12 protein-coding genes are annotated in these 17,075 nt (G+C 44.7%); 2 read left to right on the top strand and 10 right to left on the bottom strand.

The features are described from left to right. Positions 1-76 precede the first annotated feature (76 nt). Positions 77-1,300, top strand: a complete 1,224-nt coding sequence (locus SO_RS05685) for a YtjB family periplasmic protein (protein WP_011071450.1) — start codon at positions 77-79, stop codon at positions 1,298-1,300. Between the two features lie 167 nt (positions 1,301-1,467). On the opposite strand, the gene deoD is transcribed toward SO_RS05685, so the two are convergent. From deoD to pnp, 10 genes are all read right to left on the bottom strand, one after another. Then, entirely contained in the window at positions 1,468-2,178 is a 711-nt protein-coding gene (deoD, locus tag SO_RS05680; protein ID WP_011071449.1) for a purine-nucleoside phosphorylase, read from the bottom strand. A gap of 91 nt (positions 2,179-2,269) precedes the next feature. Further along, entirely contained in the window at positions 2,270-3,484 is a 1,215-nt protein-coding gene (locus tag SO_RS05675) for a phosphopentomutase (protein WP_011071448.1), read from the bottom strand. A gap of 9 nt (positions 3,485-3,493) precedes the next feature. Continuing rightward, entirely contained in the window at positions 3,494-4,825 is a 1,332-nt protein-coding gene (deoA, locus tag SO_RS05670; protein WP_011071447.1) for a thymidine phosphorylase, read from the bottom strand. Between the two features lie 184 nt (positions 4,826-5,009). Then, on the bottom strand, positions 5,010-5,780 hold the full coding sequence (deoC, locus tag SO_RS05665; protein ID WP_011071446.1) for a deoxyribose-phosphate aldolase: 771 nt from the start codon (positions 5,778-5,780) through the stop codon (positions 5,010-5,012). 413 nt (positions 5,781-6,193) lie between these two features. Then, positions 6,194-7,045, bottom strand: coding sequence for a nucleoside-specific channel-forming Tsx family protein (locus SO_RS05660; RefSeq protein ID WP_011071445.1), 852 nt, complete (start codon positions 7,043-7,045; stop codon positions 6,194-6,196). A 333-nt stretch (positions 7,046-7,378) separates the two neighbouring features. Continuing rightward, positions 7,379-8,677, bottom strand: a complete 1,299-nt coding sequence (locus SO_RS05655) for a NupC/NupG family nucleoside CNT transporter (protein WP_011071444.1) — start codon at positions 8,675-8,677, stop codon at positions 7,379-7,381. Between the two features lie 176 nt (positions 8,678-8,853). Then, complete coding sequence (locus SO_RS05650) at positions 8,854-9,618, bottom strand: TatD family hydrolase (protein WP_164925838.1); 765 nt, start codon at positions 9,616-9,618, stop codon at positions 8,854-8,856. A gap of 263 nt (positions 9,619-9,881) precedes the next feature. Further along, positions 9,882-11,462 (bottom strand): peptide chain release factor 3, encoded by a 1,581-nt coding sequence (gene prfC / locus SO_RS05645; RefSeq protein ID WP_011071441.1) that lies wholly within the window; start codon positions 11,460-11,462, stop codon positions 9,882-9,884. Positions 11,463-11,561: 99 nt separating this feature from the next. After that, positions 11,562-12,464: a lipoprotein NlpI gene (gene nlpI / locus SO_RS05640; protein WP_011071440.1), complete on the bottom strand. Its 903-nt coding sequence runs from the start codon at positions 12,462-12,464 to the stop codon at positions 11,562-11,564. Positions 12,465-12,656: 192 nt separating this feature from the next. Then, entirely contained in the window at positions 12,657-14,756 is a 2,100-nt protein-coding gene (pnp, locus tag SO_RS05635; protein ID WP_011071439.1) for a polyribonucleotide nucleotidyltransferase, read from the bottom strand. Positions 14,757-14,950: 194 nt separating this feature from the next. Between pnp and SO_RS05630 the strand changes: the two genes are divergently transcribed. Further along, on the top strand, positions 14,951-17,005 hold the full coding sequence (locus SO_RS05630; RefSeq protein ID WP_011071438.1) for a putative bifunctional diguanylate cyclase/phosphodiesterase: 2,055 nt from the start codon (positions 14,951-14,953) through the stop codon (positions 17,003-17,005). Positions 17,006-17,075: the final 70 nt, after the last annotated feature.

The raw sequence follows: 17,075 nt of genomic DNA, 5'->3' as shown, positions 1-17,075 counted from the left end.
ACTCGTGTTCTCCAGCTATCGGGCTCACGCAGAATCAATTATGATTAGGCAAGCGCTCTCATTATTAAGGGTCAAAGTGTTATATCTTAAAGGGCTAAAGAAAAGCCATAAAATCAGTAGACTGCTCCAAATCGCCATTGCTCTGACCTTGATGGTAGGCTTAGTGCAATTGTGGCAGACAAGCCTACTACAAGGTCAGTTGCTTCTAAAGTCCCAAACGCAAAAGATGGCCAGATTACTCGTGCAACAAACGGCCTACAGCGCAGCACCCGCCCTGCAATTGCAAAATGATGAACAGCTCCAATGGCTCGCCAGCGCCCTAGTTGAAGATCCTAAGGTGATGTCCGCAGCAATATTCAGCGACCAAGGTATACGCTTAGCTTTCGCTCAAAGCCTGACCAACGAGGCGTTAGATCCCGAATCCGAAGAAATGAGCTTACTACTGAGTAAATATCCCCCCTATGTGGAACCCGTTATTCAGGATGGCAAAAATTTAGGCTATGTCGAGGTTAGACTCGATACCAAATTATTTTTTAATGAAATCAAAGAGGCTCATAACCTGAATATGGAGCAGCAACAAATAATGCTGCTGGTTGCAGGTCTAATTGGTATGTTGCTATCTCGCGCCTTATCTTTTAAACGCGCCGATTTTGACCGTCGCCGAACCCGAGCCAAATTGCGTAAAAACCCTAAGAAGCATAAAGCCATAAAAGCGATCGAAGCGGCAGATGAACCTAACCCAGCGGATAATCAAGATGCACAGCAGGATGAAGTCATCGCTAGTGACGAAGAAGCCGCTCAAAAGCCGACAGAAAACAAAGAGGCAGAACAAAATAAAGAAACCAAAGACAATCAGCCTTTGGAGAAAGCTACAGTCAGCAAGTCGCCGGATGAAGATAGCAATCAAGCCAGTATTCAACTTAAAGTGAAGAAAGCCAAAACAATAACAGAGACAAAAGATGCACCTGAGCTTGAGCAAGAATCAGAGCAAACGCCAGAGCAAGCGTCTGATTTTAAAACTTATTTTAAAGCTGATTTGAATACTGAGTTGAAAGCTGAGATAACACCAGAGATGAGTGCAAAGGATGAGTCATCATCTAACACAATACCTCAGTCTAAAACGCAGTCCAAAACACTGGCGGACCAAGCAGCTTCGGCGACCGAGCCGCAAACCTCAGTGCCAATGCCGAATAAACCTAAGGTAAAATCGGTACGCCGAGTAAAGACCAATACGGCGAAATCCACCACAGATAAAGCCCCTGTTCAACCGAGCGATTTAGACACTGACTCAACGGGTTAATTGAAGCGTCTCTGGTCAAACTGAAGCGTCTTTGGTTCAGCGCCGCATTACAGAATTGTCCATCGTACATTCAGCAGCACAGTTAAGTTGGCTCATCTAAAAGATAACAGAGCAATAAAAAAGGGTTCGCAATGCGAACCCTTTTTGATGAGTCTTGGAGTGGCTGATTACAGCGTAATCGCAGCGTCTAAAGTCATCACGATCATATCGTTGAACGTGGTTTGACGCTCTTCTGAAGTCGTCTTTTCGCCAGTACGGATATGGTCAGATACCGTTACCACACACAGTGCGCGAGCACCGAACTCATGGGCAACACCGTATAAACCAGCGGCTTCCATTTCTACCCCTAGCACACCCATTTTTTCCATTACGTCAAACATTTGTGGATCTGGCGTGTAGAACAGATCAGCAGAGAATACGTTACCCACACGGATCTTAGTGCCTTTGACTTTGGCAGATTCAATCACAGCATTCATCAGCTCATAGTTCGCGATAGCCGCGAAATCTTGGCCTTTAAAACGTAAACGGTTTACTTGCGAATCAGTACATGCCCCCATACCGATGATCACATCGCGCACTTTAACGTCTGTGCTTATTGCGCCACAAGTGCCAACACGGATCAGGTTTTTAACGCCATAATCTTTAATTAATTCAGTTGCATAGATTGAGCATGAAGGAATACCCATGCCAGAACCCATCACAGAAATACGTTTACCCTTGTAAGTACCGGTAAAACCTAGCATGTTGCGAACATCAGTCACTTGCTCAACATTTTCTAAGAATGTTTCAGCAATATATTTTGCACGTAATGGATCGCCAGGAAACAAAACTGTCTCAGCGAATGCGCCCTCTACAGCATTAATGTGTGGTGTTGCCATCGAAATAACCCCTGTTTATTTTATTAAGACTTAAGTCTTTGTTTACTGGCGGCCCAATGCTGGCCGCCAAATCAAGATCCTGCACGTTTATCTAGATAAACGACTCACCGTATTCCATCGGCTCAAGCTTGAAATAGCTCGCGATAGATTGGCCGATATCAGCAAAACTATTACGACGACCTAACGAACCTGCTTTTAATCCTGCGCCATACGCCAATACTGGCACATATTCACGGGTATGATCTGTACCTTGCCAAGTAGGATCACAGCCATGATCAGCGGTGAGAATTAACAAATCGTCTTCATCCAACAGTGCGAGCATTTCAGGTAAGCGAGCATCGAAATACTCTAATCCTTTCGCATAACCCGCCACATCACGGCGGTGGCCATAATGGGAGTCAAAATCCACAAAGTTCGTGAATACAATAGTATTTTCACCCGCAGATTTCACTTCGGCTAAAGTCGCATCAAATAACGCTTCTAAACCGTTTGCCTTCACCTTTTTGGTAATACCACAGTAAGCATAAATGTCGGCAATCTTGCCCACACTCACCACTTCGCCACCGGCGGCTTTTAACTTATCTAACACTGTCTTCGCTGGTGGCTCAAGCGAGTAATCCTTACGGTTACCAGTACGAGCAAAGTCGCTTGGGCCTGTGCCATCGAATGGACGCGCAATCACGCGGCCAATGTTATAAGGTTCTAACTCTTCACGGGCGATTTCGCAAAGACGATATAGGTTTTCTAACCCAAATGTGCCTTCATGGCAGGCAATCTGGAATACAGAATCTGCCGAGGTGTAAAAAATTGGCTTGCCAGAGCGCATGTGCTCTTCGCCTAATTCTTCCAGAATAGTAGTACCAGAAGCATGGCAGTTACCTAAAAAGCCATCGAGTCCTGCACGGGCTAAAATCTTATCGGTCAGTTCTTTAGGGAATGAGTTTTGGTGCTCGCTAAAATAGCCCCATTCGAATAATACGGGTACTCCCGCCATTTCCCAGTGACCGCTCGGGGTATCTTTACCCGAACTTAATTCCTGAGCATGGCCATAGGCACCAATCAAGTCAACATTGTCGGCAAAGCCTGGTGCAAACGCCCCAGTACTCTCCATCGCCGCATGGGCTAACCCTAAACGGGCCAAGTTTGGCAGAGCTAATGGGCCTTTACGACCAGTATCCGCTTTACCTTCAGCACACGCCTTTGCGATATGCCCAAAAGTATCAGAACCGACATCACCAAACTTGGCGGCATCGCCAGCAGCGCCCACGCCAAAGGAATCCAACATCATTATAACTGTACGTTTCATAATTCTTCCTTAAAGATCCGTTGCTCGAATATAAGCATAGATCTCAGGTGTTTTTTCTGGAGCGATTTCATCAATATGAATCGCTTTTTTCACCGCGTCTTCGGCCTGCGCAAAGGCTTCTTCGGATTGCGCGTGGATCACTGCAATCGGTGTAGAAGCATCAATCTTATCACCTAGGGCACACACTTGAGTCAGACCAACACTGTAGTCTAGCTCATCACCAGGTTTACGGCGGCCGCCACCTAAGGTCACCACGGCTAAACCAAGCTCACGGGTATCCATGCTGTGAGCATAACCTTGAGTATCGGCAAATACCGGACGAATAATTTGCGATTGCGGTAAGTACTTACTGTAATTTTCGACAAAATCAACGGGACCGCCGAGGCCAGAAACCATCTTGCCGAAGATCTCGGCAGCGCGGCCGTTATCTAATACGCGGTTTAACTTGGCACGGGCATCCGCTTCATCGGTAGCTAGGCCACCTAGGAGTAACATCTCGGCACAAAGCCCCATAGTCACAGCGTAAAGACGAGGATTACGGTAAGCGCCGGTTAAGAAGTCGATGGCTTCTTTTACTTCAAGTGCATTACCCGCACATGAAGCTAATACTTGGTTCATGTCGGTGAGTAAAGCTGTGGTTTTAGTGCCAGCGCCATTGGCTACCGCAGCGATGCTGCGAGCAAGCTCTTCAGAGGCTTCGTAAGTCGGCATAAATGCGCCACTACCGACTTTGACGTCCATCGCCAATGCATCGAGACTACAAGCTAATTTCTTAGAGAGAATAGAGGCGGTAATGAGGGAGATGGATTCGACGGTAGCAGTGTTGTCACGGATGGAGTAGAAACGTTTATCGGCGGGGACGAGATCACCAGTTTGCCCAATAATCGCCACACCGACATCTTTTACCACTTTGCGGAACAATTCACTCGAAGGTTCAGTTTGGTAACCGGGAATTGCATCAAACTTATCGAGCGTACCGCCAGTATGACCGAGGCCACGACCCGAAATCATCGGTACATAGCCACCACAAGCAGCCGCCATGGGGCCGAGCATAAGACTAATCACATCACCGACACCACCAGTGCTGTGTTTATCGATAACAGGGCCATTAAGATTGAGTGATTGCCAATTGAGTACAGTGCCAGAATCGCGCATTGCCGTGGTCAAAGCGATTCTTTCATCCATATTCATGTCATTAAAATACACTGCCATGCCTAATGCGGCGATCTGTCCTTCCGACACTGCATTGGTGGTTATGCCCTTAACGAAGAACTGTATCTCTTCGGCACTTAAGACTAACCCATTGCGTTTCTTACGTATAATTTCTTGAGCTAGAAACATGATACTGCCTCCAAGCTAAATACTAATACAACATATTTGTTATTTAGCTTTGCAATGAAACATCAAAACTGTAGCAATATTACAATTACATGCTATCGAAGTTTTGATGTTCCCAACTAGATTTAGGTCACACTTAATTAGTTTCGATATACGATTTTAGTATTAATCGTTGATCAACTCTCGATTAATAGCCTTGAGTCCGCTTAGGCGCATCGGCTAATTCTAGCGTGTGTAGCAAGCTGTTGAGCAAGCTTGAAGCACCAAATCTAAAGGTGCGTGGAGACACCCAATCAGCCCCCAGAATACGCTCAGCCACACCTAAAAACTCAGCCGCTTGAGCGGCATCACGTACACCACCGGCAGGCTTAAAGCCGACTTTGGTGTTCTTTTCACTGATCACTGTGAGCATGATTTCAGCCGCTTCCAAGGTCGCATTCACAGGCACTTTACCTGTTGAAGTCTTAATAAAGTCGGCACCTGCTTCGATAGAAAGCTCAGAGGCGCGGCGAATAAGCACTGGATCGGCTAATACGCCAGATTCGATGATCACTTTCAGTAATACTTCACCACAGGCTTCCTTACAGGCTTTGACTAACTCATATCCGACAGTTTCGTTGCCTTCCATCAGCGCGCGGTATGGGAATACCACGTCCACTTCATCGGCACCATAGGCAACGGCTGCACGGGTTTCTAATACGGCGATAGCAATATCATCATTACCGTGTGGGAAGTTAGTAACAGTGGCGATTTGAATATCTTCAGCACCCAGTTCATCAAGAGTTTTACGTGCGATAGGAATAAATCGAGGATAAATACAGATAGCAGCGGTGTTGCCTGCAGGCGTCACAGCTTTGTGACACAAATCGATCACTTTCTGATCGGTATCGTCATCATTTAGGGTAGTTAAATCCATAAGTTCGATGGCGCGTTGTGCTGCTTTTTTTAAATCAGTCATTATAGCTCTCCAAAATAAAAACAAATAAAAGAAATCAGTCGCTTATAAGCAACGCTTAGAGGTGGCTTTATTTTGATTATTTTTATATGGCCGGGCCTTCAGGCGATGCCGAGTAATTTGTGTAGGGCAAATTACATGATTATTAGGTATTCAATCTTGCCTATGCATAATACATACGCATCCTGACACTTAAATTAACTATAAGTGATCACGACTTGAATCCTTGAAGACCGGAAGAGGAGGAGACGAATAATATCTTGTTCCTACTTTTCCGCGAAAAATCCGTTTTAGCGCGAGAAAAACACAAACCTTTATATAAACGCACTGCTCAAAATAATAAATGGGTTTAGATAAAGATTCATGACACATAAAAAATGGAGCCACCATCGCGGCTCCATTAGTCTTACAAGAAATTAGAACTTGTAAGTTGCAGTGAAGTAGTGAGCGAAACCTTTAGTTTCTAAACCAAATGTTCCTTCATCCTTCAGCAAATAAACATCGTTATAGGCTTTCAGGCCATAACCAAGCGCATAGTTATCTGAATGCCAGTGCAGACCGAAGTATGCAGCACCACCATTAGAAGTAAATGTAGTGTTTACGTACTGACCATTGGCATCATAAGCATTAACTTCATCAGCACCGAACTGATAATCAACATAGCCTTGGAAAGCAATAAAACTGCCATTATCGAAGTTAACAACTGGTTTGAACCAGTTCATAGAAAATTGGTAGCCGTTCCAATCTTTACCGTTCAGATCATAGTAAGCGTATAAATTCATGCCAGTTTTGCCTAGCCATGGAACCATAACGTCAGCACCTAGACCCCAGAATGTAGAGTTTACACCCTCACCAATTCTGTCATCCCAGTTAAATAAAGTTGAAAAATAAACTTCTTGAATAGGACCAACAGAAAGATCCATGCCAGTGATAGCATCAAGTGAGAAACGTGGAGCAAATTTCATGAATAATTTGCTTTTACCACTACCAGCAGCTTTGTCACCGTAATCACGGTTAGTTACGTTGAACACATCAACATAACCGTATAGATCAACAACACCAGCACGTCCACCAAATTCCATCTCTAGGTAATCGTGACCGTTATCAGTAGAGCCATCACGAGGCAGTTCGTTTACTGCATACATAGCGTTGAACTGCATCCAGCTGTGATCGCCTGCACGTAGGTCAGAACGATCAGCAGCAAATGCGTTACCAGAGATTGCAGCTACAGCAGTAGCAGCTAAAGCTAAAGTTTTAACGTTTTTCATCATCAACCCCATTATTTTGGTTGCTACCGTCTTGGGTAGCGTTCTTTTTGTGGCGCTCGCATTCTACCTCGATTAAAAAAAATCTCAATAATCTAGCGTAAAATCACAAACACAAAATTCTTAATTGTGAACAAAGTCGCGACCTATTGTTTACGTCTAATTAACTTAGCCGTACATCACGACAATTTGCAGCATCACAGCTAAAGTTTAGCTGTCATCTGGAGAATACAATCGGGAAATATTCACTACTGGAAAATGGTTGAATTAACTTAGGTCCAGTCCTGCATGGCCAGGACCTAGTTATCGGGGAGGAGCTCCCCTACGTTTCTATGCTTAGATAGCTAAGAACAGACCCGCAATAGTTGCACTCATTAAGTTAGCAAGAGAGCCAGCGATAACCGCACGAATCCCCATCTTAGCTAAATCATGGCGACGGTTTGGTGCCATTGCACCTAAACCACCGAGCAGAATTGCGATAGAAGACAAGTTCGCGAATCCACACAGTGCAAACGAAACAATCGCTTGCGTTCTAGATGTCATCACAGCTTGAGTCTCAGCAACACATAACGGTAAGCTTCCTTTAACCACTTCAGCAGCAACTGATGTACAAGCGGTTGCAGCCTCAGAGATGTAAGGCGCGAAGTTTAAGTAGGCTACAAATTCGTTAACAATGATCTTTTGACCAATGAAAGAACCTGCGACTAACGCTTCGTTCCAAGGCACACCGATAAGGAATGCTAAAGGCATAAACACATAGCCAAGGATCAGTTCCAGTGTTAAACCTTCAACACCAAACCAACCACCTACACCACCGATGATACCGTTGATCATCGCGATCAAACCGACGAAGGCTAACAACATTGCACCCACGTTTAAGGCTAAGTGCATACCTGATGAAGCACCCGCAGCAGCAGCATCTAATACGTTAGCTGGTTTATCAGGATCTTCTGGTAACTCATCCATATCGTTTTTAGCAACTTCAGTTTCTGGGTGCATCAGCTTAGCCATTAATAGACCACCTGGTGCCGCCATGAACGATGCAGCAACTAAGAACTCAATAGGCACGCCCATTTGCGCGTAACCAGCAAGTACAGAACCTGCAATAGAAGCTAAACCACCGACCATGACCGCAAACAGTTCTGATTGAGTCATAGTAGGAATGAATGGCCGAACTACTAACGGCGCTTCAGTTTGACCAACGAAGATGTTAGCAGTCGCAGACATAGATTCAGTACGGCTTGTGCCTAATGCTTTTTGCAGACCACCACCGATGATACGGATGATCCACTGCATGACGCCTAAGTAGTACAGAACGGCGATCAGAGAAGAGAAGAACACGATAACTGGTAACACGTTTACAGCGAAGATAAAGCCAAGTTTGAAGTTAGCTAAATCACCAAACAGGAAGCCGATACCGTTTTGTGCAAAACCGATAACGCTAGAAACAGCGTCAGACATACCTTTCAGAATGTCTTTACCGACAGGAACGTACAGTACAAAACCACCGAAGGCAGCCTGGATGGCTAATGCTCCACCCACTGTACGTAAATTAATTGCTTTTTTGTTATTCGATAGGAGGAAACCTATCGCAAGTAGGACGACCACCCCTACTAAGCTCATCAATATATTCATTAACCATCACCCTATTGTTAACACTTTTTAATTATGTTGTTAATCAACCTATTTCCGAGTCAGATTATACCCGAGAGAAAGTCGAAAATCGTCGTTTTGATCAAAATTTTGGAGTTTAATTTCAATCGCTTAGAGCAAAATGCTATTGCGACATACACCTGTTTAACCAAAAACAACTAAAGGTCAAACAGTTGCATTGCATTCAACACCAAGTGTTCTGATATTAGAACACTAGATTTTTTTTGCAAAGTTGCAATTTTGTCCATAAAAAGTACAGCATTAGCGGGCTGGTTGCGTTTATCTGTAACATTGAGCGGAGTCATGGCAGGAGAATCAGTCTCAAGTAGGAAACTGTCTAAGGGCAACTCACTAACAGTTTTGAGCAGTTTTTTCGCATTGGGATTCATAATTAAACCACCAATCCCAAGCTTAAAACCAAGCTTAGTATATTCGAGAGCGATATCACTACTGCCAGAGAAGGCATGAATAACGCCACCTCGGGGCAGTTTATGGCGCTTTAAATAGGACAAAACTTCTTGATGCGCTTTTACAGCATGGATAATAATCGGCAGATTGACGTCATGGGCCAACGCCAGTTGCGCTTCAAAAAAAAGTAGCTGTAGATTCCAATTGTCAGGATAAAGTTTATCTAAACCGCATTCACCAATTGCAACAAAACGGGGACATTCTCGTAACTGAGAAACGAGCAATGTTAATGCAGAAATCGTTTCATCCACATTTTCTGGACAAAACCAAGGATGAATACCTAAGGCAAAATAACTTTGATACTGCTTGGCAATCGCCAACTGTTTAGGCCAATGTTCGGGTGAAACCCCGGGAATAATGAGATTATCAATGCCCACTTGCCGCATACGTTGCACTACGTCGTCGCGGTCAGCGTCAAATTCAGAAAAATCCAAATGCGCATGGGTATCTAGCATCATCAATCTGTCACTCCGTTTTTGTGCCTCCGTTTGATGATTGAGCCTGTGTTTGACAATCAGTTTTAGCGCGAATTAATGGTGGTTCTTCCAATTGTGGCATACAACAGCGGCGGTTTTCGGGCGTCAGTCCCATCTTGTCACACCAACGGATATAAGCCTGCCAAGCTCGTATTATCCAATTCATTAAAAATCGCCTCCACTAATTTGAGATACAAAAAAGGCGGTGAATCACCGCCTTTAAACTTAGTCACTTAACACTGTTAGTGTTCACGCGTCTTAGCGAACTCAATATCAGGGTATCTTTCCATCGAAAGATTTAAGTTAACCATAGTCGGCGCAATGTAAGTTAAGTTATCACCACCATCTAGCGCCAAGTTTTGGCTACACTTGCGGCGGAACTCTTCTAGCTTACGCTCATCTTTACAATAAACCCAGCGCGCAGTTGAAACGCTAATACCTTCGTAAATCGCCTCAACGTTGTACTCGCTCTTTAAGCGGCCGACTACGACTTCAAACTGCAGTACACCCACCGCACCCACGATCAAATCATTGGTGTCTAATGGGCGGAAAACCTGCACCGCACCTTCTTCAGATAGCTGAACTAAGCCCTTGAGCAATTGTTTTTGCTTGAGCGGATCACGCAAACGAATCCGACGGAACATTTCAGGAGCGAAGTTAGGTACACCAGTAAAGCGGAACTTTTCACCTTGAGTGAAAGTATCGCCAATACGGATAGTGCCGTGGTTATGTAAACCAATAATATCACCAGGATAAGCCACTTCAGCACGTTCACGATCGCCCGCCATAAAAGTTAAGGCATCGCTCACGTTGACATCTTTACCGATACGCACATGATGCATCTTCATGCCTTGCTCGTAACGGCCAGAGCACACACGCATAAAGGCAACACGGTCACGGTGTTTTGGATCCATATTGGCTTGAATTTTAAACACAAAACCAGTGAATTTTTCTTCATCTGGCATGATCATGCGTAGATCACTTTCACGGGGCAACGGTTTTGGAGCCCACTCCACGATACCATCTAGGATATGGTCAACACCGAAGTTACCTAATGCAGTACCGAAGAATACTGGGGTTAACTCCCCCTTTAAGAAGGCTTGGTGATCAAACTCGTTAGATGCACCGCGAACTAACTCCATTTCATCACGTAAATCAGCTGCATAACTACCAATCGCTTTATCCAGCTCAGGATTATCGATACCTTCAATCACGCGACGCTCTTGAATCGTGTGTCCCATACCGCTTTGGTATAGCACCACTTCATCGCGCAGAATATGGTAAACACCCTTAAATTCTTTACCGCTGCCAATAGGCCAAGTGATTGGCGCACAGGCGATATTAAGCACATTCTCAACTTCATCCATCAGTTCGATGGGATCGCGAATATCACGGTCGAGTTTGTTCATAAAAGTGACGATTGGCGTATCACGCAGACGCGTTACTTCCATCAATTTGATGGTTCGGTCTTCAACCCCTTTTGCCGAATCTATGACCATCAAGCAGGAGTCGACCGCCGTCAAGGTGCGGTAAGTATCTTCTGAGAAGTCTTCGTGGCCGGGAGTGTCGAGTAGGTTAACGAGCGCGCCACCATAGGGAAACTGCATCACAGACGTTGTAATTGAAATACCACGGTCTTTTTCCATTTCCATCCAGTCAGACTTAGCGTGCTGACCCGACTTTTTGCCCTTAACGGTACCCGCTTTCTGCAGCGCGTTTCCGAATAACAGCACTTTTTCGGTAATGGTGGTTTTACCCGCGTCGGGGTGCGATATAATCGCGAAGGTGCGACGTTTATCGACCTCTACTTTATTGTCTGACATTTAACCTATGCACTCGTATCGCTAAAAAAGGCGCAAATTATAGCGCCTCAGTGCGAACTTGGCTAGGTAAAGCCCAAGATGTACCTCGGGCGATAAGGCTTATTTTGTACCTTCGAGCAAACCTTTAACTTTTGCCAGTTCAATCCGAGCATATCTATGCTCAACAAAGTCATAAATATTGGTTGCAAGGGCAAGGCGGAAATAGTTTGCAGCTTCTTGATATTGCTTGTTAGCAATGGCCATTTTAGCGAGATAGAAATAGGCCTCACAGAGACGTTCGGCATATTCTTTAGGGTGGGTAAGGCCTAACTTGGCATCGGCAAACACTTGGTCGCGGCTCTTAACACCCAAATAATAATCAACAATCACAGTTGACCACGCATCCGCTTCAAGTCCCTTACGCTGCTCCTGTAGCTGACGTTTAGCCCCAGCAGCATCATCCTTTGATTGGATCAAGTATAACCACAAGGCGCGGTAGCCATCTTTATCATCGGCGGCGTAAAACGCTTGCATATCCTTCAATGCAAGATCGTTCCTATCACCGTAATAAAGCGCGATACCACGATTTAAGTAGGCATAATCGTAGTTTGGTGCTAGCTCTAACACGCCATCGAAGGCCTCATAAGCACTATCGTATTCACCTTCTTGGGTGTAATAAATACCAAGAAAATTATAGGCATCGGCTAAATCGGGTTGCAGTTTAAGTGCTTGCATAAAATCAATACGTGCCATCAAGCGTAAACCTACGCTATCGTAAATCACACCACGGTCATAATGAAAGCGCGCACGTTGTTCATTGGTTAACTCAACTGCTGATAAAATCTCGTTAAGTTTGGCAAGGGTTACCTCGACTTTATAATCGGTCATCACCGGGGCGATAACCAACTTACCTTCAACGTCATTTTGGTTGTCTAAGGGAGATTGAGTGGTCGCACATCCAGCCAACATCAAGCTGGCACCCGCCAGCACAGCAACAACAGCGGTTCTAATTTTAAGACTCATCCATTTCTACCTTTTTTGATTTCCAACTCACGCGGAAGAATGTTCATGATAGCAATCCAACTTCAGGACTGCTATTGAGGAATAGCATTAAACACAACTTAATTAAACCAAAACAAACAAAAAGGAGATCAATTGATCTCCTTTTAGTCACGTCATATCAAAACTGACGACGATAATGTCTGCTAAAGACAATTATTCAGCAGCAGGTTCTTTCGTCTGTGCTTCTTTAATTGACAGTCTTACACGACCTTGACGATCCACTTCCATTACTTTAACGGTGACTTCTTGGTTTAGTTCAAGGTGGTCAGATACGTTAGCCACACGCTCATCGCTGATTTGCGAAATGTGCACCAAACCATCTTTACCTGGCAGAATGTTAACAAAAGCACCGAAATCAACGATACGAATCACTTTACCATTGTAGATGCGACCTACTTCAACTTCTGAAGTGATTTCTTCAATACGACGAATCGCTTCTTTGGTTGCTTCACCATTTGAAGAAGCAATCTTCACAGTACCGTCATCTTCCAGTTCAATCGTAGTGCCGGTTTCTTCGGTCAGAGCACGGATCACTGCGCCGCCTTTACCGATAACATCACGGATTTTCTCTGGGTTAATCTTGATGGTGGTAATACGTGGAGCATGATCAGAGATATCAGCACGGTGTGAACCAATGGCTTGGTCCATCACGTTCAGGATATGCACACGTGCGCCATAGGCTTGTTGCAGTGCAATTTCCATGATTTCTTTGGTGATACCTTCGATTTTGATATCCATTTGCAGTGCAGTTACACCATCACGGGTACCCGCCACTTTAAAGTCCATATCACCTAAGTGATCTTCATCACCTAAGATGTCAGAAAGAACAACGAAGTCATCGCCTTCCTTCACTAGACCCATAGCGATACCCGCTACAGAAGTCTTGATAGGTACACCCGCATCCATCAGCGCTAACGAAGTACCACATACTGACGCCATAGAGCTTGAACCGTTTGATTCAGTAATCTCAGAAACCACACGAACACTGTATGGGAACTCTTCTGCAGATGGCATAACAGCATTGATACCACGCCATGCGAGCTTTCCATGGCCGATTTCACGGCGCTTAGGTGAACCGACCATCCCCGTTTCACCAACAGAGTAAGGAGGGAAGTTGTAGTGCAGCATAAAGCGGTTTGTGCGCTCGCCCATAATGCTATCAATCTTCTGAGCATCACGTTCAGTACCTAAAGTACAAGTCACTAACGCTTGTGTTTCGCCGCGCGTGAACAATGCACTACCATGGGTACGTGGCAATACGCCCGCTAACACGCTTAATGCACGAACCATATCAGGTTCACGACCATCGATACGTGGCATACCACGTAGGATGCGTCCACGCACAACTTTCTTCTCTAAGCTACCTAATAAGTTGTCTACTTCACGTAGATCAACATCAGGATTAGCGGCCAGTAATGCTTCTTTAGCAGCAGCTTTTACCACAGCCACTTGAGCGTAACGCTCTTGTTTCACTTGAATTTGGTATGCTTCAATAAAGCCTGCTTCAGCCAGCTCTTTAATTTGAGCGACTAACGCCTCATCTTCAACAGGCGCGGTCCAATCCCAAGTAGGTTTACCGGCTTCAGCTTTGAATTCAGCAATCGCTTTGATAACCACTTGTTGTTGGTCATGACCATAAACCACAGAGCCTAACATCACTTCTTCTGGCAAGGCTTGTGCTTCAGATTCAACCATTAATACTGCGCTTTCAGTACCCGCTACCACTAAGTTAAGTTGGCTAGCTCCGATTTGTTTCACAGTTGGGTTTAATACATATTCGCCATTAATGTAGCCCACACGAGCAGCGCCTAATGGGCCGTTGAATGGAATACCTGAAATCGCTAATGCAGCAGAAGTACCGATCATAGAGATGATATCCGGCTCGATTTCTGGATCGACAGATACTACAGTGATGATAACTTGAACTTCGTTTTTGAAACCATTAGGGAAAAGAGGGCGAATTGGACGGTCAATCAAACGAGCGATTAACGTTTCCTCTTCAGAAGGACGGCCTTCACGCTTAAAGAAACCGCCAGGGATCTTACCTGCTGCGTAAGTCTTTTCTTGATAATTAACAGTCAGAGGAAAGAAGTCACGGCCAGCTTCGGCTTCTTTTTTACCTACAACAGTGACTAACACTGTCGTGTCACCCATGCTGGCTAAAACGGCTGCATCTGCTTGACGTGCAATGACACCTGTTTCCAGGGTGACTGTATGTTGACCATACTCAAAACTCTTTACTATTGGATTCACGTGACCCATTCCTTAATTAATGACCTTGAATTACGCGCGTAAGTATACTGCAATTACGAACCATAGATAAAGAGCAGATAATGATGACAAAGCGCTATCTTTTCACTAAAGTGGTTAAATCAACAAAGAGTTATGCTCTATAGTGATATGGACAATACCCTCTGGTGAAAAACAACAATAAAAGGAAGAGCTGAATGACGGGTCGCTTTAAATCCCTAACTTGGAAACAGACTAACCTCGTCGTTTTTACTGCGTTATTTTTTGCCATCGCTATTTTTATTGTTGAAATTGCCCTTGTCGTTGTATCCACTAAACAGCAACTCACTACAACTCAACAGGAATTACTCGATTCTGTCGAACAACCCGCTGCAAATGCTGTTTGGGCATTGGATGATAATCTCGCCAGGCAAACCCTAGAAGGCGCCATAAAAGTTGAACATGTAGGCTCTGCGGTAATAGAGCTTGATGACGGGTCAATGTTCGTGTCAGTAAGTAATAATCGGGCAAACAACTCGCAAACCTTCATTAGTCTCAGCAATCAACTGTTTGATGATCTGAAAGAAATTTCTCGCCCTCTCTACCGGCCATTTTACTTTGAAGGTACGCAAAAACAGCAGCTTATCGGCACATTAACCATTTTTTACGACACTCAAGAACTGACCAACACACTCTTTAGTCAGCTCAGATTTAGCTTTTTTGCCACGTTAGCCCGCGCACTTTTGCTCACCTTAGTATTAACGGTTGTGTTTCACCGCTTTTTAACTCAGCCAATAGCGAGGATCAGTGAAGCGATAGATAAAATCGAGCCCGATTCGCCCGATGAAAATCTACTCCCCATGTCCAATGCCCATAAGGATGATGAATTGGGATTAGTGACGTCAAAATTTAATCAGATCTTAATTCAGTTCAGCCAGACGCAGTCCAAACTTCGTAAAATGGCAACCCGAGACCCACTCACAGGATTGCCTAATCGCACTTTACTGCTCGAAACGATTGCCGTGACTATCCAACGCTCGCGGGTTCACAAGCGTAGCTTTGCCTTGATGTTTATCGATTTAGATCGTTTTAAGAATATCAATGACTCCCTAGGACATGCACTAGGCGATCAATTTCTCGCACGTATTGCCCGCATTCTAGAGCGCGTCGTGGGCGACAAAGGCTCTGTTTCACGCTTAGGTGGTGATGAATTCGTTATTTTAGCAGACTCTGTACATTCCCCAGACCAAGCGGCGGACTTTGTCGATAAACTCTTAGTGCAACTCAATGTGCCCATCCAATTGAATGAACACGCGATTCACCCCGCTGCATCTATTGGGATTTCTATCTATCCAGAGGATGGAAGTAGCGCTGAAGATCTTATCCGCCATGCCGACATCGCGATGTACAGCGCAAAAGCGGCGGGCTCGAATCAATGGGCTTTCTTCAAACAGCAAATGACCGAACGGGCAGCAGTCAGGCTTCGTACTGAAGCATCACTGCATGATGCATTAAAAAATAACGAGTTCTTGCTGTATTTCCAGCCTAAATTAGACCTACAAACAGGCAAAATAACCGGTTGTGAAGCCTTAATTCGTTGGCAAAAAGACGGCCGATTGATTAGCCCCATGTCTTTTATTCCGGTGGCAGAAGAGACGGGGATTATCATTCCGATTGGTCGCTGGGTGATAGAGCAAAGTTGCCGAGTGCTGCGGGAATGGCAGAAAAAATATAACTATGCCATTCCTATCGCGATTAACGTCGCGTCACAACAGTTTGCCGATGCAAGCCTGGTATCAGATATCAAACAAATGGCGCTGCGTTATCAAATTCAACCAGAGTTATTAGAAATTGAGATTACTGAAACCTCGTTAATGAATGATATTGAACTTGCTATCAACAAATTAGAGCAACTCAAATCGGCAGGATTTGGTATTGCAGTCGATGATTTTGGTACAGGTTATTCTTCCCTTTCTTACCTTCGCCATCTGCCAATCACAACCATGAAAATCGATCGCTGCTTCGTTTCCGATCTTCCTGGAGACAGCGCAATCGCATCAACAATTTTGATGTTAGGTAAACAATTAAATCTGACTATCGTGGCAGAAGGAATTGAAAACGAGCTGCAACTGGATTGGCTTAAGAGTAATGAGTGCCAGATAGGACAAGGCTTTTATTTTAGCCAGCCTTTGCCACAAGCTGACTTTGAGGCGCTCTATATGGCCAGTCAAACAGCGACTATCAGCAATTTGGATGGGCTACGCGGGACTTAGTAGATGATAAGAACGAAGGGCTTAAATCCACCCCATTTGGGGCAATAAAAAAGGAGGCTAAGCCTCCTTT

The organism is Shewanella oneidensis MR-1 (assembly GCF_000146165.2).
GTDB lineage: Bacteria > Pseudomonadota > Gammaproteobacteria > Enterobacterales > Shewanellaceae > Shewanella > Shewanella oneidensis.
This window is presented reverse-complemented; position numbering and strand designations above follow the sequence as displayed.